At 41.4% G+C, this 23,492-nt stretch carries 19 protein-coding genes; 10 read left to right on the forward strand and 9 right to left on the reverse strand.

Going from position 1 to position 23,492, the window contains the following annotated elements:
* Nucleotides 1–77 precede the first annotated feature (77 nt).
* The 8 genes from KGY70_01405 to KGY70_01440 all read left to right on the forward strand — a co-directional run bounded on the left by KGY70_01405 (nt 78) and on the right by KGY70_01440 (nt 9,336).
* On the forward strand, nt 78–1,202 hold the full coding sequence (locus KGY70_01405; protein MBS3773820.1) for an Mrp/NBP35 family ATP-binding protein: 1,125 nt from the start codon (nt 78–80) through the stop codon (nt 1,200–1,202).
* 15 nt (nt 1,203–1,217) lie between these two features.
* Nucleotides 1,218–1,472, forward strand: a complete 255-nt coding sequence (locus KGY70_01410) for a NifU family protein (protein MBS3773821.1) — start codon at nt 1,218–1,220, stop codon at nt 1,470–1,472.
* 233 nt (nt 1,473–1,705) lie between these two features.
* The gene (locus tag KGY70_01415; GenBank protein ID MBS3773822.1) at nt 1,706–4,426 is read left to right on the forward strand and encodes a tetratricopeptide repeat protein; all 2,721 of its coding nucleotides are present in this window, start codon (nt 1,706–1,708) and stop codon (nt 4,424–4,426) included.
* A 40-nt stretch (nt 4,427–4,466) separates the two neighbouring features.
* Complete coding sequence (locus KGY70_01420) at nt 4,467–6,020, forward strand: PglZ domain-containing protein (protein ID MBS3773823.1); 1,554 nt, start codon at nt 4,467–4,469, stop codon at nt 6,018–6,020.
* Between the two features lie 7 nt (nt 6,021–6,027).
* A complete protein-coding gene (tsaE, locus tag KGY70_01425; GenBank protein ID MBS3773824.1) occupies nt 6,028–6,444 on the forward strand; it encodes a tRNA (adenosine(37)-N6)-threonylcarbamoyltransferase complex ATPase subunit type 1 TsaE in 417 nt (138 codons plus the stop codon).
* 66 nt (nt 6,445–6,510) lie between these two features.
* Nucleotides 6,511–7,722: an alanine dehydrogenase gene (locus KGY70_01430; GenBank protein ID MBS3773825.1), complete on the forward strand. Its 1,212-nt coding sequence runs from the start codon at nt 6,511–6,513 to the stop codon at nt 7,720–7,722.
* Nucleotides 7,723–7,860: 138 nt separating this feature from the next.
* Nucleotides 7,861–8,550, forward strand: coding sequence for an energy transducer TonB (locus KGY70_01435; protein ID MBS3773826.1), 690 nt, complete (start codon nt 7,861–7,863; stop codon nt 8,548–8,550).
* Nucleotides 8,551–8,649: 99 nt separating this feature from the next.
* Entirely contained in the window at nt 8,650–9,336 is a 687-nt protein-coding gene (locus KGY70_01440) for an energy transducer TonB (GenBank protein MBS3773827.1), read from the forward strand.
* 873 nt (nt 9,337–10,209) lie between these two features.
* Here the strand turns inward: KGY70_01440 and KGY70_01445 are convergent.
* Genes KGY70_01445 through KGY70_01455 form a run of 3 tightly spaced genes read right to left on the reverse strand, consistent with a single transcriptional unit; the run spans nt 10,210 to nt 12,782 of the window.
* Nucleotides 10,210–10,983, reverse strand: coding sequence for a glycosyltransferase family 2 protein (locus KGY70_01445; GenBank protein MBS3773828.1), 774 nt, complete (start codon nt 10,981–10,983; stop codon nt 10,210–10,212).
* Nucleotides 10,983–11,960 (reverse strand): glycosyltransferase family 9 protein, encoded by a 978-nt coding sequence (locus KGY70_01450; GenBank protein MBS3773829.1) that lies wholly within the window; start codon nt 11,958–11,960, stop codon nt 10,983–10,985. Before KGY70_01450 ends, KGY70_01445 begins: the two co-directional genes overlap by 1 nt.
* A gap of 6 nt (nt 11,961–11,966) precedes the next feature.
* Entirely contained in the window at nt 11,967–12,782 is an 816-nt protein-coding gene (locus KGY70_01455) for a 2,3,4,5-tetrahydropyridine-2,6-dicarboxylate N-succinyltransferase (GenBank protein ID MBS3773830.1), read from the reverse strand.
* Nucleotides 12,783–12,961: 179 nt separating this feature from the next.
* On the opposite strand from KGY70_01455, the gene KGY70_01460 reads away from it, so the two are divergent.
* Nucleotides 12,962–13,750, forward strand: coding sequence for a hypothetical protein (locus KGY70_01460; protein MBS3773831.1), 789 nt, complete (start codon nt 12,962–12,964; stop codon nt 13,748–13,750).
* A complete protein-coding gene (locus KGY70_01465; GenBank protein MBS3773832.1) occupies nt 13,725–14,687 on the forward strand; it encodes a pyridoxal-phosphate dependent enzyme in 963 nt (320 codons plus the stop codon). The genes KGY70_01460 and KGY70_01465 overlap by 26 nt, the downstream gene beginning before the upstream one ends.
* Nucleotides 14,688–14,690: 3 nt before the next feature.
* Here the strand turns inward: KGY70_01465 and KGY70_01470 are convergent, their stop codons facing one another.
* From KGY70_01470 to KGY70_01495, 6 genes are all read right to left on the reverse strand, one after another.
* The gene (locus KGY70_01470; protein ID MBS3773833.1) at nt 14,691–15,791 is read right to left on the reverse strand and encodes an endonuclease/exonuclease/phosphatase family protein; all 1,101 of its coding nucleotides are present in this window, start codon (nt 15,789–15,791) and stop codon (nt 14,691–14,693) included.
* 242 nt (nt 15,792–16,033) lie between these two features.
* Nucleotides 16,034–16,936 (reverse strand): rhomboid family intramembrane serine protease, encoded by a 903-nt coding sequence (locus KGY70_01475; GenBank protein MBS3773834.1) that lies wholly within the window; start codon nt 16,934–16,936, stop codon nt 16,034–16,036.
* Between the two features lie 62 nt (nt 16,937–16,998).
* The gene (locus KGY70_01480; protein MBS3773835.1) at nt 16,999–17,736 is read right to left on the reverse strand and encodes a rhomboid family intramembrane serine protease; all 738 of its coding nucleotides are present in this window, start codon (nt 17,734–17,736) and stop codon (nt 16,999–17,001) included.
* A gap of 35 nt (nt 17,737–17,771) precedes the next feature.
* Nucleotides 17,772–19,619 carry a DNA mismatch repair endonuclease MutL gene (gene mutL / locus KGY70_01485; GenBank protein ID MBS3773836.1) on the reverse strand — a complete coding sequence of 616 codons (1,848 nt, stop codon included), beginning with the start codon at nt 19,617–19,619 and terminating at the stop codon, nt 17,772–17,774.
* A gap of 14 nt (nt 19,620–19,633) precedes the next feature.
* Nucleotides 19,634–19,918 (reverse strand): hypothetical protein, encoded by a 285-nt coding sequence (locus tag KGY70_01490; GenBank protein MBS3773837.1) that lies wholly within the window; start codon nt 19,916–19,918, stop codon nt 19,634–19,636.
* Between the two features lie 629 nt (nt 19,919–20,547).
* A partial coding sequence (locus KGY70_01495; GenBank protein ID MBS3773838.1) for an efflux RND transporter permease subunit occupies nt 20,548–23,492 on the reverse strand: 2,945 nt, incomplete at its 5' end.

A 23,492-nucleotide genomic window follows, 5' to 3' on the forward strand; every position in this document is an offset into this window, starting at 1 on the left:
TTCTCCAAATTAGGGATTGTATAATTATCTCCTTATTTTTGTTGTTTATTTAAATCAAATTAATATAATATGTTTTTATGAGTTACTCGAAGAAACAAATTTTAGATATACTTAAAAAGGTGAAACATCCGGAAAAACAGCAGGATATCGTTTCACTGGGCATGGTGGATGACATGGAGATCAAAGAAGACAGCGTAAGTTTCAGCCTGTTATTTAAAAAGCAAAACGACCCAGTTATCTCCTCTCTCAGGAAAGCCTGTGTACAGGCAATAGAAGATGAATTGGGTGAAAAAGTCCAGATACGGGGAAACATATCGGTTAAAACGGAGGAACAAAAACAGGACAAAGAAACAGCATCCGGGGAAGATGAACCCGTGCTTCCCGGGGTAAAAAACATCATTGCCATAGCTTCAGGTAAAGGGGGCGTAGGTAAATCCACCATCGCCTGCAATACTGCTGTGAGCATGGCTAAAACCGGCGCCAGGGTAGGTCTGATCGATGCAGATATCTTTGGCCCTTCCATACCCAAAATGTTCAATGTAGAAGGACAAAGACCTTACGTAAAAAAAGAAGAAGGGATTGATAAAATAACACCTATTGAAAATTATGGGGTTAAGATGCTTTCCATAGGATTTTTTATTAACCCGGAAGATGCATTGGTTTGGAGAGGCCCTATGGCCACGAATGCATTACAACAGATGATCAACCAAGGCGACTGGGGGGAACTTGATTATTTAGTGGTTGACCTGCCCCCGGGAACAAGCGATGTCCATTTAACGCTGGTGCAGGAATTGCCTGTAACCGGAGCCGTAATTGTGAGCACCCCTCAAAAAGTGGCATTGGCCGATGCCATTAAGGGAATACGGATGTTTACACAACAACAGATCAATGTTCCGGTGTTGGGGCTGGTAGAGAATATGTCGTGGTTCACTCCGGCAGAGTTGCCTGATAACAAATACTATATATTCGGAAAAGAAGGATGTAAAAAGCTTGCCGAACAGGAAGGAATACCCCTTCTGGGACAAATACCCATAGTGCAGAGCATCATGGAAGACGGAGAGAAAGGAACACCAACGGCTTTGGATGAAAATTCACAGACCGGTGCGGCGTTTTATGAATTGGGCCAAAACCTGATCAATGAAGTTGAAAAAAGAAATAAAAACCTTGATCCTACCCAAAGGGTGCAGATCAAACACAAATAAACTAAAACTACAGCCATGGAACAGGAAAAAAGAAAGGAAATAGAAAAAAAGATATCCGAAACGATAGATAAAGTAAGACCTTACCTGTTAGCCGACGGGGGTGATATCTCATTGGAGGAAATCACCGACGATCTTACTGTAAAGGTTCATTTAAAGGGAGCTTGCGGTACCTGCCCTTTCAGCCTTTATACCCTTAAAAACGGAGTTGAACAGGCATTGAAAAAGGAGATACCCGAAGTAAAAGAAGTTGTTGCAATCAACAACGAGTAGCCAGAATACGGGCGTATTGACCTAAAAGGACGAAAGGCCCTTTTGCTCATTTTCAGGAAATGAATCATTTTTATATGTACGTGGAATTTTAATTTGGACAAGCCAAAACCAAACAGGATGCTCTCAAGGAATTTAATGTTCTTCCGTTTTGGCTTGTCCAAATTAGGATTTATACTCCATATGGATAATATCAAATCCAAAATTCAGTTAGATTGGTTAAAGAACCATTTAATGTGAAAACACCGATAAAAATACGGGTCATTCCATTATTGCTGCTTTTTCTTTTTCCGTGGCTCTTCTTTCAGTGCAGCCCGGAAAAAAATACGGCTATTACACGCTTTTATCACAACCTCACCTCTTATTACAACATCCTGTTCAATGCCAAAGAAAGCTATGAGGAAGGATTAAACAGGTATAAAGAAGGGCACCAATATGATTTTACAAGAACGCTTCCCTTGTTCATCAACGGCAACGAAACGCTCTCGGAAAACATAAAACCCCAGATGGACCGAACAATAGAAAAATGCTCCAAATTGATCCGCTTACATTCCATCTCTTCAAAGCCCAAATCCCTTGAAGACAAAAGAAACTTAAGCAAAGAAGAAAAAGAATATTACAACAAATCGGAATTTAACAAGTACGTGGACGATGCCTACCTGTTGATGGGAAAAGCTTACTTCTGGGAGATGGAGTACGGCACAGCCGCAAAATTATTACAACATGCAAGTTGGGAATTCAAGAATGAACTTATTCAGCAGGAGTCCAAAATCTGGCTTTCCCGGTGTCATATTGAAATGAACAATTTCAGGGAAGCGGAAAAAGTACTTGCCGGTTTTGAGAAAGAACACACGCTGTCTGACAACTTCGCAACCGAATTTTTTGCTACCTATGCCGACTATCATATCAAACAGGATCAACCTGAAGATGCCATTCCCCATTTGAAAAAAGCAATTGATCATGCCGATAAAAAAGAGAAAAGAGTGAGGTATTCGTTCATACTTGCTCAGCTTTATGAGGAAGCCGAAAAACACAATGAAGCTTTCCGGCAATATGAAGCAGTGATAGACATGAATCCCGATTATAAAATGGAATTCAATGCCAGGTTAAAACGGGCCACGCTCTCGCAGATAACCAGGCGGGGCGGCAATGAAGTAAAAAGAGACCTTGAGAACATGGTGGGAAATAATAAAAATGAAGAATACCTGGATCAGATTTATTATGCTTTGGGTGAAATAGCTGTTGCAGAGAACAACTTCCAACAGGCCCTGGATTATTACAAAAAGTCAATTGCTCACAACACCGATAATGAAAATCAAAAAGGACTTTCCTACCTATCGGTCGCTGATATTTATTTCCAGAATAAGAAATATTCCAATGCTCAGGCATACTATGACAGTGCAGTAACTACCATTGAATCCGACTACCCGGGATACACCGATCTGTTTATGAAAACACAGCATCTGACAAGCCTCGTTGATAATCTGAACACCATTGAAAGGGAGGACAGCCTCCAGAAAGTGGCCAGGATGGAACCCGCTGAAAGGAACCGGCTGATAAGCCAGCTAATTGAAAAACGAAGGAAATCAGAACAACAAAAAACACGCGATCAGCAAAATCAATTAAGTGCTCAAAGAAGACAAAACACCAATCGGAACAGGACCGACGGAGCGTGGTATTTTTACAGTTCTACTGCCATACAAAACGGCCAGTCAGAATTTGAGAACAGGTGGGGCAATCGGGAATTGAAAGACAACTGGCGCATCAGCAGTAAAACCCAGGCTGATTTTGAAGGCTTTTCAGATAGTGAAGAACAAGAGCAGGCTCAAAAAACCAATCAACAGCAATACAGCAAGAGCAACAAACAATATTACGTCAAGAATCTGCCCCTGACGGATTCGGCCATGGAAGCCTCCCACAGCAAAATTCAGGAAGCTTATTTCAGCGTAGGAAATATTTACATGAATGACCTGAACAACCCAGCCAAAGCGATTGAAGCATTTCAGACACTTAATGAGCAGTATCCCGACAATCCCTTTAAACTCACCTGTTATTACAACATGCACAAACTATATAAAAAACAGGACAATACAAGCCAGGCCGAAAGATATAAAGATAAAATCCTGAATGAATATCCTGAAAGCAATCATGCAAAAGTTTTGAACAATCCCGATTATTTCAGGGAACTGGAAAACCGGAAGAATGAGGCAGAAAAGCTATATTCGGAATCTCTGGAGCTATACCGCAACAATCAATACGGAAAAGTGCTCGACAACTGCCGTAAAGCAAAAGAACAATTAGAGGACAGCACTTATCTTGCAAGATTTGATTACCTGGAAGCATTGGTTATAGGCCAGACGAGGGATATTATTTCATTCCGCAACCGGCTGCAATCGCTGGTTGAATCTTATTCAGAAACAGACGTTTCCGGTCAGGCAAAAGATATTTTATCCTATCTCCAAAAAACAGAACTGCAGCAGCTCAACAAGAAATTTGCTCAAAACAAGCCGGGCTCAGATGACGGAGAAAAATCTACGCCTGACACTTCCGGAGAGGATGTATCCACAGCACGGGAAGTGGAAGACAGCCTGTATACCTTTAACAAAGATGGGCCCTATTACTTCGCCATCATCGCAAATCCGGAAAAAATTGACCTTGACCGGCTCAGGTTTGAAGTGATTAATTTTAACCTGGATTATTTCCTTCAAAAAGACTATAACACAGAAATCAGTGAATTCAATGAATTCTACAACATCATTACGGTAAGGAAATTCGAGGACTACAGCACGGCAAAAAAATATTTCGATCTGCTTAGCAAAAGAGAAGAAAGAGTTTTTTCCGAAGTGGATTCCAACGAATACAGATATTTTTTCATTTCAGTAAAAAATTACCTTACTTTACTTGATAAAAAATCAATAATTGAATATATTAACTTCTTTAAAGAAAGAACCATTTAATAATTAGTGGATTGCAAAAAAGATGGGCGCAAACACAAGGATGAAAAGCATTGAGGTACTATGGATTGATGATGAAATTGACTTACTAAAGCCCCAAATCCTGTTTCTGGAAGAAAAGGGTTATACGGTATTCACTGTAAGCAATGCCGATGATGCCATTGAAGCATTAAAAAACAAAACCTATGACATCATCCTTCTGGATGAACAAATGCCAGGCGTGAGCGGTTTGGAGGCACTTGGCAGGATAAAGAACAACGCCCAATCTACCCCTGTCATTATGATCACCAAAAGCGAAGAAGAAGACATTATGGAAGAAGCGATAGGGGCTAAAATTGATGATTACCTGATCAAACCTGTAAATCCGAAACAAATTCTGCTGACCATAAAAAAACATGTGGAGACCAGAAAAATCGTCTCTCAAAAAACCATATCCAAGTATCAATCCAATTTTCAGGAAATTACCCAATTGATCAATCAGGCCGAAACCCCCGACCACTGGAAAACGATCTACGATAAAATCGTTTACTGGGAGCTTGAACTGGAAGGGCAGAGCGAAGGTGAGATGAATGAGGTATTGACAATGCAGAAGACAGAGGCGAACAAAGAATTCTCAAAATTCATTGAAGCCAATTACTTCAACTGGTTTTCGGATAATACCCAAAGTCCGCTATTGTCTCCCAATTTAATGAAATATAAGATATTCCCTTTGCTTGAACAGGGTGAGAAGGTATGTTTAATATTGATTGACAACCTTCGTTATGATCACTGGAAAAAACTGAGTCCGTTTTTCAGGGAGTATTATTCGATAGATAATGAAGAGATGTATTTCAGCATACTACCCACCGCCACTCAGTATTCAAGGAATTCTATTTTTGCCGGTTTAATGCCCCTTGAAATTTCAGAGATGTATCCAAAATTCTGGTTGAATGATGAAGAAGAAGGGGGCAAAAATCTGAAGGAAAAAAGCCTGTTAAAAAACCACATCGATCGACAGGGACTGGATATTAAATTCTATTACGAAAAACTGGGAGCCACTAAAAAAGGAACAAAGCTTTTACAGAATCTCTCCAATCTTGAAAATTATCCCTTAACAGTACTCATTATCAATTATATCGATATGCTTTCCCATGCCCGCACGGAAATAGAGGTAATAAAAGAGCTCGCCAGCAATGAAGCTGCATACCGAACATTAACACAATCCTGGTTCACTCACTCTTCACTTTTTACCTTAATTAAAGAACTGGCTGATAAAAACATCAATCTGATTATCACTACTGATCACGGCAATATTCAGGTACAGAATCCAAGAAAGGTGATTGGAGATAAAAAAACCTCCGTAAACCTCAGATACAAAAATGGTAAAAATCTTTCCTATAATCCTTCGGAGGTGGTTGAAGTCAACGATCCGGAGACCATCCATCTTCCCAAAACCCACCTGTCCACAAAATATATTTTCTGCCGGAATCAGGATTATTTTGTGTATCCCAACAACTACAATTATTATGTCAATTACTACAAGGATACTTTTCAGCACGGTGGTATTTCGATGGAAGAGATGATGATTCCTTTTGTTAATTTGAAACCAAAGCAATAACAGACCGATGCAGACGCTATATATAAAAAATCTGAAAAGTTTACCTGATGTAGCCAGTAAGTTTCTGGATACCAATAAAGAGCATAAAATATTTGCATTCTTCGGTGACCTGGGTTCAGGAAAAACCACTTTTATTAAAGCCATTTGTAACGAACTGAATGTTATCGATATCGTAAGCAGTCCTACATTTTCCCTTATCAATGAATACAGGAGCAAAGAGGGGCACATCATTTACCACATGGATTTTTACAGGATCAATTCCCTGGATGAAGCCCTGAACATTGGAATAGAGGATTACCTGACCACAAATAATTATTGCTTTATTGAATGGCCGGAGAAAATAGAAAGCCTGTTGCCCAATCAAACCACATACATTAAAATCTCAGAGGACGAGGAAAAGGGGAGAATTCTTAATATTTATTAGCTCATTTCATTATGGCAGGAAAGAAAACTCAATGATATCAATATATAACGGACTAATTCTATGAAAATGAATCAACCTTCATATTTTTCGCTTGAAAAGGCAGGCATTTTCCCAAAGGAAGAAATGCTTGAAGTGGGCAGAAAACACAACAAACTGGTCATTGGGATACCCATGGATGACCATAAAATTGAAAAAAGGGTGGCCCTTACTCCTGAAGCGGTTGAAGTGCTTGTCAACCAGGGCCACGAAGTGATCATTGAAAGCGGGGCCGGTGATGCGGCCAATTACCGTGACCACGAATACAGTGAAAATGGAGGATTTATAGTACGTGAAAAAGATCAGGTTTATCAATGCGACATCATTATAAGGATTTCACCCCTCAATGAGGATGAGATAGACCTTTTGAAAGGGGACCAGATCATATTTACCAACATCAATCTTCCCCAACAGGGGGCCGAATATATTCAGAAACTGATGCAAAAGAATGTCATTGCCATTGCTTTTGAATACCTAAGGGAAGAGGATAGCAGTTTCCCGGTCATTAAAGCAATGAGTGAAATAGCCGGAACCACTTCCATTCTGGTAGCATCGGAATATCTCAGCAATTCACGGGAAGGAAAAGGAGTGTTACTGGGAGGGGTCAGCGGAATCACCCCGACCGAAATAGTGATCCTTGGGGCCGGAACAGCAGCGGAATATGCAGCCAAAGCAGCTATAGGCCTGGGAGCCTCGGTGAAAATATTCGATTATTCACTGATTAAATTGCGCCGATTGCAAAAGCATATCGGTACCAGATTGTATACCTCCGTTTTCCATCCCAAGGTGCTTAAGAAAGACATTCAATCGGCAGATGTCATTATCGGAGCCATGTATCAGCACGAAAACTATCCCCAGTATCTTCTCAATGAAGAAATGATCCAACAAATGAAAGACGGCTCCGTAGTCATTGACCTCAGCATCGATCAGGGAGGATGCATAGAAACCTCGGAGATAAGAACCATTGCCAGTCCTTCATTCGTAAAATATGGAGTGATCCATTATTGTGTACCCAACATAGCTTCCCGGGTAAGCAGGACGGCTTCCATTGCCCTGAGCAATGTATTTACGCCAATGTTGTTGGCTATGGGGGAATACGGGGGCTTTATCAATCATCTGAAAGAAAACAGGGGTTTAAGAAATGGCGTATACATCTATAACGGCATCCTTACCAGCAAAAAAATCGGCGACCGGTTCGGGATGTCCTCCAGAGACATAGACCTGCTTATGGCAGCATTTTAACCCCCCAATATTTTCAAATCCAATAATAAAAAATCTTACCGAAGCGTTTCATAGATAGAAGGAAAAGCTATTTATACATAATTAAATAGCGGAATTTTAATCATGTTCAATTCAACCTTTACTTAAAAATTTAAAGATATGGAACGCAAAAAATCACCAAAAGCAGATTTGGAAAGAAAAAAAGGTCTGTTTCTTGAAATAGGGTTTATCGTTACCCTGGGTTTGGTGCTTTTAGCATTCGAATGGACCTCGCGTCCGGAACCTACAAAAGGTTTCCAGCAAGAAACAGATGAGGACATAGTTCAGGAGGATGTACCCATAACGCGTCAGGAACAAGAAAAAGAGCCACCACCGCCACCACCATCATCCACAGAACAACTGAACATCGTGGATGATGATGTGGAAATCGAAGATGAGCTCCGCCTGGAAGAATCGGAAGCAGACGAGGATACCGAAGTGTCCATTGATGCCTTTGCCCAGGAAGAAGAGGAAGAATCAGAGGAAGAAAAGGAGATATTCGTAGTTGTTGAGGACATGCCCGAATTCAAGGATGGCGGCATTAACGCTTTCCGTAAATACGTTCAGGAAAACATCAAATACCCGACAGTGGCAGCGGAAAACGGCATCGAAGGAACAGTCTTCGTTCAATTTGTTGTAGATACCGATGGGGGTATTTCAAATGTAACAGTCACGCGAGGCGTGGATCCCTCTCTTAATGAAGAAGCCATGAGGGTTATCAGAAACGCTCCCAAATGGAAGCCGGGCCAGCAGAGAGGAAAACCGGTAAGGGTGCAGTTTACCATTCCCATTGTATTTAAACTGCAATAGATGGTTTACCTTGCCACTCCAATACAAAATATGAAAAAAATTTGCTTTGTTAAATAAATAGATTTACGTAAATTTATCCCGGAAAAAAAATGTAATGATATGGAACGCAAAAAGTCAAAAAATGCTGATTTAGAAAGTAAAAAAGGCCTTTTCCTCGAAATAGGATTTATTGTTGCCCTGGGTTTGGTGCTTTTAGCATTCGAATGGGCAACCCGGCCGCAAGCCACAGAAGGTTTCCAACAGGAAACAGAAGAGGACATAGTGCAGGAAGATGTACCCATAACGCGTCAACAAGAAAAGAAAGAACCACCACCGCCACCGCCCTCATCCACAGAACAACTGAACATCGTGGATGACGATGTAGAGATCGAAGACGAACTCCGCCTGGAAGAATCGGAAGCGGATGAAGATACCGAAGTTTCAATTAACGCCTTTGCCCAGGAAGAAGAAGAGGAAGAAGAAGAGCAACAGATATTTGTTGTGGTTGAAGACATGCCCGAATTTAAGGGAGGTGGTATCAATGCATTCAGGAAATATGTACAGGAAAACATCAGTTATCCCACAGTCGCAGCAGAAAATGGTATTGAAGGCACTGTTTTTGTCAAATTCGTGGTGGATAAAGATGGTGGTATTTCGAACGTAACGGTAATGAGAGGTGTTGATCCGGCACTAAACGAAGAAGCCATGCGGGTTATCAGGAGTGGTCCCGACTGGGAACCTGGCCAGCAACGTGGTGAAAAAGTAAGGGTTCAGTTTACCATCCCTATCGTATTTAAGCTGCAATAAATTGATTGTGAAATAAGAGGCTGCCAGAAAAAGGACAGCCTCTTTTTTCAATAGGCCTTTAATACATTATGTACTTTACCGGGCAAGTTTTGCCAAAAAAGCAAGAATTTGACAGGTAAGGCACTAATTTTTTCCATGCCAAGCCTGAAAAAAGCGCTTCGCGGAAGAAACTAATGTTGAGATTAAGTTTGAACAACATGTTGGTTCAAGTTGCGCTTTAAGCGCCTAATTATCGCCCAATGATGCATGATTTGAGGACAAAAATCATCTGTTTTTCCTTTACCCGAGCAGGGGAATAATAAATCCATGATGTACTTTTCCGCCCTCGTAGAGGGCCAATAGCGATAGCGATAGCGGACCCCTCACCACACCCGCGCCTCGTAGAGTGCGCGATAGAATGCGGATCGATTAATTTATTATGTTTTGAGTGAGACGAGCTGGTCTCTGATCTGTGAATTATGATACGTATCCGCTGAACATTGGGCATATTGTAGATGCTCTGTTTGTCGAGGGTTCCAATCCGATATCTGGATAGCTCAAAATATCTATCGCGCGCTCTACGAGGCGCCCAACCCGCCGAGGTATGGTATTTCTATCGCTATTTGCCCCTTATCGGGGCAAGAGGCCGGGGCCTTTAAAAAGGCTAAATTAAATGCAACGATATGGTTGGGAAATAAGGCCCTAACCGGAATTCATAATGGATTTTCATATATAGATTGATATTTTTTTATAGGGCAATAGGATATAAAAACATCATGTGCCCTTTAGTTTCTAATTTTTTCCATGCCAAGCATGAAAAAAGCGCTTCGCGGAAGAAACCAATGTTGAGATTAAGTTTGAACAACATGTTGGTTCAAGTTGCGCTTTAAGCGGCTAATTCCCGGCTTTTTTCTGAAGCTCCTTCAGTTTGGCATATTTAATGAAATTTGAAAAAGCAGACATTCTGCAGATGATGTAGCCGTAATATCCGTCGAGAAAACCGAGTTTTATAAAGTAGTTCCTGAAAAACCGGGACGCCGATTTAACAATGATCTTCAAGGTGCTGCTTCTTTTTCCTTTGTCAAATAAAGCTTTTGCACCTTCTTCGGAAAACTTATTGGTCTGATCTACATGTTCCTGTATGCTGTTGAAACAGTAATGCAGTAAATCCCCCTGAAGAAATTTCAGTCTGCTGCCTTCCTCGAGTTCGTAACGATCATGGGGATTAACACCTTTCCATCTGCCTTTACGGGTATCAAACAGCCTCAGCTTCCGGTCGGGATACCATCCCGAATGCCGGATCCATTTACCGCAATAATTGGTCAGCCGGTTAAAATAATATCCATCGTATTTCTGGTCTTGCTTAACCTTGCGTATCGATTCCTTTAATTCATCTGACAAGGCTTCGTCGGCATCAAGAGATAAAATAAAAGGATATGTTGCCTGGACAACGGCAAAATTCTTTTGCTGTATGTGCCCTTCAAAAGCATGTTGAATGAATTTTGCTCCGTATTGCCTGCAAATCTCTTCAGTTCTGTCTGTGGAGAAAGAATCCACTACCACCACTTCATCGGCTAGTTCTCCCACCGATTCAATGCAACGGGCAATGTTTCGCTCTTCATTATATGTGATAATCACAAGTGAGATGGGGGTCATCAGTCCGGTCATTAAATCAACAATTTGTTTATATCAATGGTTCGTGCACATCTGAAATGTCCTTCGGGGCAGGCATGAAACCCATGAAGGCCACAGGGCCGGCAATACAAATCGATATCGGTTTCCACGACATGGGATTGATCGGAGACGGGATAAAAACCAAATTCCGGAACGGTAGAGCAAAAAACAGCCGTTACCGGAGCATTCATAGCCGAGGCCATATGCAGGGGGGCGGAATCATTTACATAATTCATTCGTGCGTTTTCCATCAGTGCGGCCGTTTCCAGAAAGCTCAGCTTTCCAGCAAGGTTAAAGACCCTCTCCCTGCCTGATTCCTGAATGATCTGCATACATAATTCATGGTCTTCCGGTCCCCCGATCATATGAATGTCATATTGAGGATCCAGCTTGCCCAGTAAGCCAATCCACTTCTCTTTCGGAAATTGCTTGGTAAACCAAACCGATGCCGGCGCTATAGTCAGATACGCTCTCTCCTTTAGTGGTTTCACCTTATTATAGTGCTCCCTGGACGGATATAACCGGGGTCTGGTAAATTCAGAACCGGTAATGGGTTCCACCAACTCCAGGTTCCTTTCTATTTCATGCTTTCCGTTTCCTATTTCATGATGAACCTTAAGGTCGTAAGCAAAGGCAAGGGGATTTTTATCAAACCCTGCCTTATGTTGCGATCGGGCAAAAAGAGAAATGACGCCGGTTGTAAAAAAACGCTGAAGGTTGATCACATAATCATAACGAAGCTTCCTGATTTTCCGGATCATCTGAAGCACATGGGCATATTTCCGTGTCTTTTTATCCAGCACATATACCTGTTGGAGATGCGGGTGGTTACTCAGTAACACTTCATTTCCCTTCCTGAGCAGAAAGTCGATTCCGGCACCGGGATAATGTTGCCTGAGTTTTTCGATTAATGGCGTAGCAAGAATAACATCTCCGATGAATGCGGTTTGAATAATCAAAAACTGCTTCATACCAGGTTATGCTTCCACATTAAATTCTCTCAGGGCTTGATTCAACGAAGTTTTATGATCCGTGGAGGCTTTTCTTTCTCCGATAATCAGCGCGCACTGCACCTGGAATTCACCGGCAGGAAACTGTTTGGTATAAGTGCCCGGGATAACCACTGAGCGTGCGGGAACTTTCCCTTTGTACGTAACCGGCTCATCGCCCGACACATCAATAATTTTTGTAGATTGGGTTATGGAAACATTGGCGGCAATAACGGCCTCCTTCTCTATCCTGACGCCCTCCACGATTATGGCACGCGATCCGATGAAACAATGGTCCTCAATGATCACGGGTGCAGCCTGTACAGGTTCAAGCACGCCGCCTATACCTACACCACCGCTTAAGTGGACATTTTCCCCGATTTGAGCGCAACTTCCTACTGTTGCCCAGGTATCCACCATTGTGCCACTTCCCACATGAGCCCCAATATTCACGTAGGAAGGCATCATAATGACATTGGGAGAAAGATAGGAACCGTAACGGGCAATGGCATGCGGAACAACACGAACGCCCATCTTATCGTAACCATGCTTTAAATCAATTTTATCGTGAAACTCAAAAGGACCGCTCTCAATCTTCTTCATCTCCTGAATGGGGAAATACAAAATCACGGCCATCTTCACCCATTGATTGACCCTCCATTCTCCTTCGGAAAACTCAGCAACCCGGATCTTGCCCTGATCCAGCATATCAATTACTTCCCTGATCATCTTCTGGTTGTCCGGAACATTCAATAATTCCCGGTTGTCCCAAATTTCTTGTATTTTATTCTTATATTGTTCCATAATTCAAAGTTTTTAACTTCACAAAAATACAGAAAAAAGTATATTACAAAAACGATTAAAAGAAAGGGAACTGCTGTTAATTTTTGTTAATTGAGGAGTATATCCGTTTGAAAACAATTATATATGCAGTAAATTTATCATTCTAAATTCAAATCGATATCAAAGACCGTTTCTACATAATGATCATTTTGATAATTCTGAGTCAGCTTGCTTATTCTCAGAAAAAGGACAGTACCATCCATTTTTTCGGGAATCTTTATGATGCTGATACTTTCAAACCGATACGCAACGCTCATATCATCAATATAAACAACAACAGGGCTACCATCTCCGATACGCTGGGCAATTTCGATATCAGATTAAACCCGGGTGATTCTCTGAAGATAAGCTCCATTGGATACAGGCAGAAGTTTTATCAATATACCGGAGAATGGAAAAATGATGCTTTCGAAAGCATCCCGTTAAAGGAAAGAATATATGAAATATCAGAGGTAGAGATTACGCCCTGGGGAACTTATGAAGAGTTTAAAGAAAGGTTTTTGAATCTTGACAGGGAAACGCCAAGGGAAAAAATTCATCCCCTGGCATGGGATTTTCTGAAGGAAAGACCGGAAGAAGAAGAGCCTATCGAGCCAGGCATCTCTTCGCCAATAAGCATGATATACAACCTGCTTAGTCAGGAGGGGAAAGAAAGAAGGAAATACCAGGAAATTAAAAAGAAAGAGGACAAGGAGAAAAAAATCAACTCGAAATTCAACAGGGAGATCGTGGGCAATCTTACGGGGCTGGAGGGAGAGAAACTTGACAGGTTTATGGAATTTTGTAATTTTACCGATGAATATATCCTCAACACCAGAGAATATTTTATTCTTGAAAGGGTGAAACGGAAATACAAGCAGTTCATGAAAGTGGATTCACTGAATCAAATTAAACCAAAAAGTAATGAGCCACTCGATCCCATCAATTAAAGATATAGAAAATGCGCATCAACGCATATCTGATCAGGTACGCCATACCCAGGTGCTTACTTCATCTTTAGTCAATGAGCTATGCAGCGCAGAGCTGTATTTCAAATGCGAAAACTTTCAGAAAACCGGTTCCTTCAAATTCAGGGGAGCTTCCAATGCCGTTCTACAGTTAAGTGAGGAAGAGTCAATCCATGGAGTTGGCAGCCATTCCTCGGGTAATCATGCAGCCGCGCTGGCATTGGCTACCAGCCTGAGAGGAATTGATGCCCATATCGTTATGCCTGAAAACTCATCCCCGGTGAAAAGGAAGGCTGTAGAACATTACAATGCCAGGATCACCTATTGTGCACCGGGGCTGGATGCCAGAGAAAAAACTTACCGCAAAATAGAAAAGCAGACGGGTGCCAGGTTCATCCATCCTTCCGGCGATTTTCACGTTATCTGCGGACAAGGTACAGCAGCAAAAGAACTGCTGGAAGAAATTCCCGGTTTGGATGCCATCATAGCACCTGTGGGCGGTGGCGGACTGATAAGTGGTACGGCCATAGCAGCCAAAGCAATGAACAAGAACATACGCGTGTTTGCCGGAGAACCGCAAAAGGCTGACGATGCCTATCGTTCTTTTAAACAGGGCTTCCTCATTCCGGTTGACCGGCCCAACACCATTGCCGATGGTCTCCTGACCTCTCTTAATCCGCTTACGTTTAAAATTATAAGCGAATATCTGGACGATGTCTTCACCACCAGTGAAGAAACCATTGTTAAAGCCATGCGCCTGATATGGGAACGCATGAAAATCATCGCCGAACCCTCTGCTGCTGTTGCTCTTGCCGCAATCCTCGAGCACAGGTTTGTGTTCAAATCCAAAAAGGTTGGGATTATTCTTTCAGGCGGTAATGTAGACCTGAACAATTTGCCTTTCCATAGTAACAGCTAACAATCAATCTTTGATGCTTACCGAGGCTTTAACAGGATAATGATCGGAAAGCGGTTTTCTAATAATATCAAATCCGTTTACTTCAAAGGCATCATCATATAAGATATAATCTATACGATAGGATGGGAATTTTCCTTTGTAGGTAATGCCCAAACCTGTGCCGGCCTCAACAAAAGCATCGTTCAAACCGAAACTGATGGTGTGGTAGGTATAAGATACCGGCGTGTCGTTAAAATCCCCGCAAACAATTACAGGATAAGTCGATCTATTGATGCTCGCGGAAATTTCTTGTGCCTGTTTTGAACGCTTAATAAAAGCATTTTTTAAACGGGATGAAATATCCCGTATCTCTTTTAAACGGCGTCGATCACTGTATTGGCTTTGATTGGAAATGAACTGATAATTGTTGTTTTTAAAACGAATGGATTGAAGATGGTTGTTGTAAACGCGAAATCTTTCCCTGTCAATGAGAATATCGCTAAAAATAGCGGCATTCAAACTTTTTCCAAAATCAATATGCCCCTTCTTTACAATCGGGTATTTACTGAATGTAGCTATTCCGTATTTGTAATTGCTGTCCTGTGATAACCAAAGGATATGGTTATATTTTAAATCGGGCAGATACTTGCTGATGGTATCCAGGTTAAATTTTTTCTTTTCGCTTGTATAAAATTCCTGAAAACAAACAATATCCGGGTTATTTTCCCGGATGAGAGAAAAAAGTTCTTTCTGATCCTCACCAGATTCAGAGTCTCCCAGCAAATTAAACAACCTTACATTATATGAAAGAAAGGTAATTTCTTCCTGGGATTGCAAGGTTTGGATTTTGTCCTTGCCTGAAAAATTCATCTGATAGATAAGAGAAATAGGTTTAATCCCAATCAGCAAAATGATCAGCGAGAGCAAAAAAAACCATTTCTTGCTAATTATCCAGTAAATTCCAAAGAGTACATTGGCAATCACCAGAAAAGGAACAACCAGGCCCAGAAAGGCCATGGGCCAAAAAAGTTCCGGTGATACATAAACAGACACATATGCCAGCAACAAAGCACCACCTAAAATATAGTTCAGGAGTTTAATTATTTTATCTATAAAAACTTTCAAAACCTAAATTTTTAGCGTTTTGGGTAAAATATCATATTTTCAGATAATGACCGGGAAATTGCTCTAACCCGAATTATCCAAGAATAATTCTGACGCTATTGAAAAACCTGGCTTTTTACTTCAATAAATTTCGTAAAAACCCGGTTTTTCTAATGCGGGGTTGCCTGCATCCATCCCGCAAACCATCCCGTATTCAAAAACTTTCCCGCTTAACAGCGGGATTCGTTTTTGAATAATGCAGGCTAATTGGATTGGTCCTTGCCTCCACCGGCTTTGAATAATAGTTCCTTTTCTTCTTTTGTTAAGCTTTCATAACCTTTTTTGGAAATCTTTTCAAGGATTTTATTGATCTTTTGCTGCCTTTTGGCTTTTTCTCTGTTGTATTCAATATCCGTTTTAGGTTTATGCTGTTTGTGGGTTACCTTAAATTTAGGCCGGGGTTTAAAAAGGGCGAAAAGCTCATCCATAAAGTGGTCAAAACCTTTGGTTATAATCTTTCCTTTACGATATTGCCTGATATAAAGATAACCGAATAAAGCTCCGCCAAGGTGTGCAATATGCCCGCCGGAATTAGACGTAGGGATACTCAAAACATCCAGAACTATGGTAAATATGGCAATATATTTCAGTTTAACCGGACCGAGCAGGAGCAGATTGATGGAAAAATCCGGAACATATACGGAAATGGCAATCACTATGGCCATCACTGAAGCTGATGCGCCCAGGGCAAAGGAAAGGGTTACAACATCCTGAAAAGCCGGAAATACATTGAAGGAAAGAATATATAAAGCGGCTCCTGCAAATCCGCCCACCAAATAAACACTCAGCAACTTCTTTTCATTGAGATACATCAGAAAGATGCGCCCAAATACATAAAGCCACAATAGGTTAAAAGCAATATGGAAAAAACCCTCATGAAGGAACATATAAGTCAGCAGGGTCCAGGGTCGGGTCACCAGCGTACCAAGTTCGGCCGGCACTGAAAGCCAATGTACAAGGACTGAGCTGACGCCACTGAACCCGAATAAAAATGCCAGCACCTGAATGACTTTAATACCAAGAAAAACGGCGACATTGATATAAATCAATTTGATCAGGCTGCTCCCGCGTTTAAACGTATCACGAATTTGATCTGCAATACCCATAACTCAATCTTTTTAAAATTTGCTCTTTTGTAAACAATCTCTTACTATGTGTGAATTGATAATCAATAAAACGAGCCTTTTCTGGAATTCCAATATTTAATCAGAATAAAACCAAAAAGCATTCCGCCCACATGGGCAAAATGAGCTACATTGCTCCCTGGCTGGCTGATACCAAGAAACAGTTCAATTACCCCATACCCCATGACAAAATATTTTGCTTTAATGGGAATGGGAGGAAAAAGCAACAACAACTGTGTATTGGGAAAAAGCATACCAAAGGCCAGCAGAATACCAAAAACAGCGCCTGAGGCCCCAACAGTAGGTATATTTATCGAGAGATTCAGCTTAGCCATATTGGGGTCGGTAAAATTTTGATTATTCTGTAAGGCACTAAAACCTCTTGCCATCACTTCATTAATTTGTTCCTGCGGCATTTGAGCCATAAGACTTTGAATCTGGATATGGTTCACCATCAAATGGAGGAAGGCTGCCCCAAGGCCTGTAACAAAGTAATAGATGAAAAACCTTTTAGGTCCCCAAACATTTTCCAATACCCGGCCAAACATCCAAAGCGCAAACATATTGAAAAACAGGTGGGCAAAATTCCCGTGCATGAACATATGGGTGATAATTTGATAAGGCTCAAACTGATCTGAACCCCAATAAAATAAACCCAATGTCCAGTTCAGGTTAATGGCTCCGCTAAATGCATAATAACCAAGCAACATTAAAGCATTAATGATAATAAGGTTCTTAACTACCGGCGGCGTCCCACCAAATGGGCTTTTTCTGTAATTCATTATATCCCGTATTTTTGTTGTAAATTTTAAAAAATTTATTTAAAAAGCTTTTCGATTTCTTCAGTTTTGATAAAAGAGATCACCTTTTGTCCATCTGGCGTATAGTTTGGAGCAGAACAGGCAAATAATCTATCCAGAAGCTCTCTCATTTCCTCTTGTTCGAGAACCCTGCCATATTGAATGGCGGTGGCCCCGGCCAGGCTCAGGGCAATTCTTTCAAGCAAACTTTCCCCGAAATTTTTATTATCTCCATATTGTTCCAGCAAAGATTCCACCACTTCAGCAGGATTGACAATATCCGATTCTGCAGGTATACCCCTTACTTCAACTACATTGGACCCTTTTAATTCCACCTCGATACCAATCTTTTTCACTTCATCTTTTATCTCCTTAAGCAAATTATAATCGGAATTGTTCAATTGCACTGCCTCGGGATACAATTGCTTTTGAATGACACCCGATCTATTTTTTTGGGTTTGAACATAATATTCATATAAGATACGCGTATGGGCCCGGTGCTGATTAATAATCATTAACCCTGACTTAACGGGGGTCAGGATATAACTTCCCTTAAACTGAAAAAACTTTGATGCATCCCGGCTCTCCGGAGGAGCAGACTCTCCCTTCGCCTCACTTCCGGCCCGGGAAGTCATAGTTATGGTTTTTTGCCCTGGAGGTTGCTCAAAATCGTGGTATAATTTTTCCCAGTTCCGAAGGTTCTCCTTATCGTTCCAGTTGTTTTTCTTTTCGGTACGACCCGTGGAAGGAGTTGCGTCTTCAAATGGATTATAGTTCGGGTCCACCTGAACAGAGGGAGGAGATACCTCCCTGTTCTTCATCAGAGGCGGGATGCCTATATTTCCCTGCTGGTCAAAATCAATAGAGGGCACGATATGGTTTTTACCCAACGCTTCTTTCACTGAAGCATGCAATATTTGCCATACGGCCTGCTGATCCTCAAATTTTACTTCGGTTTTGGTAGGATGAATATTCACGTCCAGGGTATCCGGATTCGCTTTCAGATTAATGAAATATGCCGGAAGGACACCCTGGGGAATAATTTTCTCATAGGCATTCATAATGGCCTTATGAAGATAGGGATTCTTCATAAACCGGGAATTCACAAAGAAAAACTGCTCATATCCGCGTTTTTTAGCCTTTTCAGGTCGGCCGATATAACCCATAATGCTCACAATACGGGTGTCGGACCGCACAGGAATGAGGTTATCCCTCATGTTTTCTCCGAAAACATCTACAATTCTTTTACCAAATTTGGCCGGATTCAGCTTATAAAGAATTACATTGTTATGAATCAGGGAGAAAGAAAGATCGGTATGAGACAATGCTACCCTTTTAAACTCCTGAATGATATGATTCAGTTCAGTGGAGTCCTTTTTAAGGAATTTTCTCCTGGCAGGTACATTATAGAACAGATTTCTGACAATAAAATTGCTGCCATCAGGGCATTGAACCGGTTCCTGGTCAACCACCTGAGAACCCTCTATGCGGATCCGGGTTCCGATTTCATCTTCCATTCTCTTTGTTTTAAGCTCAACATGAGCAATGGCCGCCACGGAGGCCAGGGCTTCTCCCCTGAAACCCATGGTTTGAATAGAAAATAAATCTTCGGCGGCATGAATCTTGGAAGTTGAATGACGTTCAAAAGCAAGCCGGGCATCGGTAGGAGACATTCCAGCTCCATTATCTATAACCTGAATGGATGTTTTCCCTGCATCCTTGACTATCACCTTTATTTCAGACGCCCCGGCATCAACGCAGTTTTCCATCAATTCTTTAACTACAGAAGCAGGACGTTGAATAACTTCACCAGCCGCAATCTGATTGGCCACCGAATCGGATAATACCTGTATAAGATCTGCCATTTAACGCTGGTTTCTCAGATCCGCAAAAGCATATAAGTGAGAAATATCAAAAACGCCAGAACAACTAACATAATTGTAGTAGAAGTTCTTTTCCGTTTTTTGTTGACTATCTTAAGATGCCGGCGCATCTCACCCTTAATATGGGGAATATACATATCTTTGCCTCCATCTTCTTCAAGTCCCAGTTCACGGTCTATCCGACGCTTTCTTCTTTCCAGCTCCTCTTTTCTCTCATCATAAAATCGGGGCTGATAATTATATCCTCTGCCTCTCGGCAGATAAAAAAATCTTATGGGCATAACTGAAAACTTTAACGTCAAAGGTATTCAATATTTTTCAAAATTAAATACGCATTTCATCATTTAATTATTGTTCAGGGTATTATTTTAATAAATAAGAGGATATCCAAAAGTCTTTAACCCGAATTATTCACAAATAATTCTGACTTTTATAAATGTTCATCCCCTGGTATCTCTTTATGAGTTATTTTGTAATCCTTTAGGCGCTTAAAGCGCAACTTGAACCAACATGTTGTTCAAATTTGATCTCTACATTGATTCTTCCGAGAAGCGCTTTTTTTCAGGCCTGTCCTGAAAAAACGTAGTACCTTACCGGTCAAATTCTTGCATTTTTTGGCAAAACTTGCCCGGTAAGGTACTGTGGCAAAATTTATGAGGCAATTTTCAAAGATAAAAATAATTAAAAAAGATCATGACCTTTATATAATTTTGCCTCATAAATTTTGCTTGCTAATTTGGACAAGCCAAAACGGAAACACATTAAATTTCTTCAAAGTATCCTGTTTGGTTTTGGCTTGTCCAAATTAGGGTTTAACAATGCAATTGAACCACAAACGCGCTCAAAGGATTTCTCAAAGAACACCAGGGACTATTTGGAAAGCCTCTTATTCCGGCAGAAGATAGTAAAATTACTGATCCGAAACATCAGCTACTTTGTGTTCCATATTAAAAAGCTTGAGCAATCGTTTTTGAATAACAATTGAGATGCGATACATCACGGGTACAATAACCAAAGTAAGGAAAGTTGCAAAAGTAAGGCCAAATATTACGGTCCAGGAGATCGGGCCCCAGAACTTGGCCATATTGCCCCCAAAATATATTTGTGGATCGAACTCACTCAACAGCGTTCCAAAATTCATATTCAACCCGATGGCCAGGGGTAAAAGTCCGAGGATAGTAGTGATCGCTGTAAGCAATACCGGCCGGAGGCGGGTTTTACCACCCTGCACCACACATTCGGTTGCCTCTTCGGAAGGAAGATAAGACCCCTCTTCCAGACCCAATTCCTTTCGCTTTCTCTTTTTCAGCAATTCAATATAATCAACCAGTACAATGGCATTGTTCACAACAATTCCTGCAAGGGAAACAACACCGATACCCGTCATCACCACCACAATATCCATATTAAAAACGCCAATACCCAGAAAGACACCGATTGTGCTGAATATAACGCTGGATATGATGATCAATGGCTTAACCAATGAATTGAACTGAGTAACCAGAATGATCATTATAAGCACTGCGGCAATAATCAGGGCCCGGATCAGAAAATCCGTGGATTCTCTCTGTTCTTCCTGTTCCCCTGTAAACTCATAATTATACCCTTCAGGCATATCATAGTTTTCCAAAATGGTTGCTAACTGGTTGTTGATCTCAGTGGCATTATAGCCCTCCATTACATTTGAATACAAGGTGATCACCCGGTCCATATCTTTTCGTTTAACAGCACCATATGTGGTACTGTATTCTACATCAGCCACCGATGAGATGGGTATATTCACGACTTCACCATTGTTACGCAGGGTCAGTTTTTGGTTCATCAGGGTGGAGAGATCATACCGCTGCGGTTCCTGCATCCTGAGTTGTATGGGATACTCATCCTCTCCCACCTTAAAATCGGAAATGTCTCTTCCGAAAAGTGAGGTTCTGATCTGATTGGCTATTTGCATGGTAGACAAGCCAAAGCGTCTGGCTTTTTCCCTGTCGATATTGACGAGCACCTCGGGCTTTCCTACATCCAGATCCATTTTCAGTCCCTCAATACCAGGCAGGTTGGCCCGTTCAATCCTTTGCCTTATAGAATCAGTTAACTGGATCAGGCGGTTAAAATCCTGGCCGCTGATCTCAAGATTAATGGCATTACCGGCTGGTGGTCCCATCCGGTTTTTTTCAATGGATATCTGAGCACCCGGATATTCACCAATAAGCCGATCGCTCAAACCTGCCATAATATTAGAGGTATTAACTCCTTGCCTGAACTCATAATCTATAAAAGAAACGGTGGTAAGCCCGATGTTGGATGTACCGCCGGCAGAAATGCCTTCTCCGGCTCCGCTACCTACGGTTGTAAGCACCGATTCAACAATCTTACTATGAGGCTCAAGATATTCGATGATATCTTCTTCCACAATATGCATTACAGAATCCGTGGCCTGAATATCCGTTCCTACAGGAAGTTCGGCCCTTACATTGATATAGTCAGGCTCATTATCAGGAAAGAACAATATGTTGGGCTGACGCAGACCTAAAAATATAAGGACCAAAATCAAGGCAAAGAAGGTACCGGCAAAAAATTTAACCGGATTCTTTTTATGAAGGGCAAATTGCAACAATTTTAAATAAACGTTTTCCAGCCTGGCCAGGAAGACATTCTGAAATAAATACTGAGCCCTGTGAAAAAAAAGCGCATTTAAAAATACAATAAGTACGATGATCATTAAGATATTGGCAATGGAATATACTCCAACCAGGTAAAATAGTCCGGATATAATCGCCATAACGGCAACGATACGGTAATTTTTTCGCTTATCAATTTTACCGTCATTCTTCATCTTCCCGTACTTAATGAAAGTAGCTGCAAGCACGGGTATGATAACCAGGGCTACAAACAGCGAGGAAGTGAGTACGATGATCAAGGTGATGGGCAGATTTTTCATGAATTCCCCTGTTATTCCGCCCCAGAAGGCCAGGGGAAGAAAAGCTGAAAGGGTGGTAACGGTAGAGGTGATGATGGGCAAGGCAATTTCCCCAACGGCCTGTCGTGCACCTTTGTAAGGCTCATACCCGTGGTCATGGACAAACCGGTAGATATTCTCTACAACTACAATGGCATTGTCCACTAAAAGTCCTAGCGCAAGGATCAGGGAAAAGAGCACGATCATGTTGATCCTGCCCTCGAGCAACGTCAATACAATAAATGAAAGGAACATGGACATGGGAATAGCAGTACCCACAAACAAAGCATTTTTGGTGCCAAGAAAATAATAGAGCACCAGTACCACAAAGATAACCCCCAGGATGATCGAATTTTCCAGGTTATTCAACTGATTCCGGATCATATCACTCTGATCGTTGGTAAGGGTGATTTTTAAATCTTCGGGTACCTGATGCTCTTCCCTTGCGCGATCCAAAATATTAAATATCTGATCGGTAGCGGCCAGCAAGTTTTCTCCGCTTTTTTTAATGACCTGTAGACTCACAACGGGATTCTGGTCGAGTCTTGTATAGCTGTCGGGATAAGCATATCCCATACGCACATCAGCTAAATCTTTCAGATAAACCAATTTATCATCGTCGTCTTTAACTATAATATTCCGGAGCTCGGCTACATCTTCAAACTCGCCTATCGTACGTATTGAACGTTTGCTTCTGCTGAATCTGAGTTCTCCTCCGGGCATGGTAACATTTTCATTCTGGATGGCCGTTTGTATATCCCGAAAAGTAAAACCGGTAGCCTCCATCTTATAAGGATCCACATCTACTTTAACCTCCTTCTCATTCACCCCCTGAATGTCTACACTGGAAATCTGGCTGATCTCTTCAATTTCATCCTCGAAGTATTCACCATATTCAT

Source organism: Bacteroidales bacterium (assembly GCA_018334875.1).
GTDB lineage: Bacteria > Bacteroidota > Bacteroidia > Bacteroidales > UBA12077 > JAGXLC01.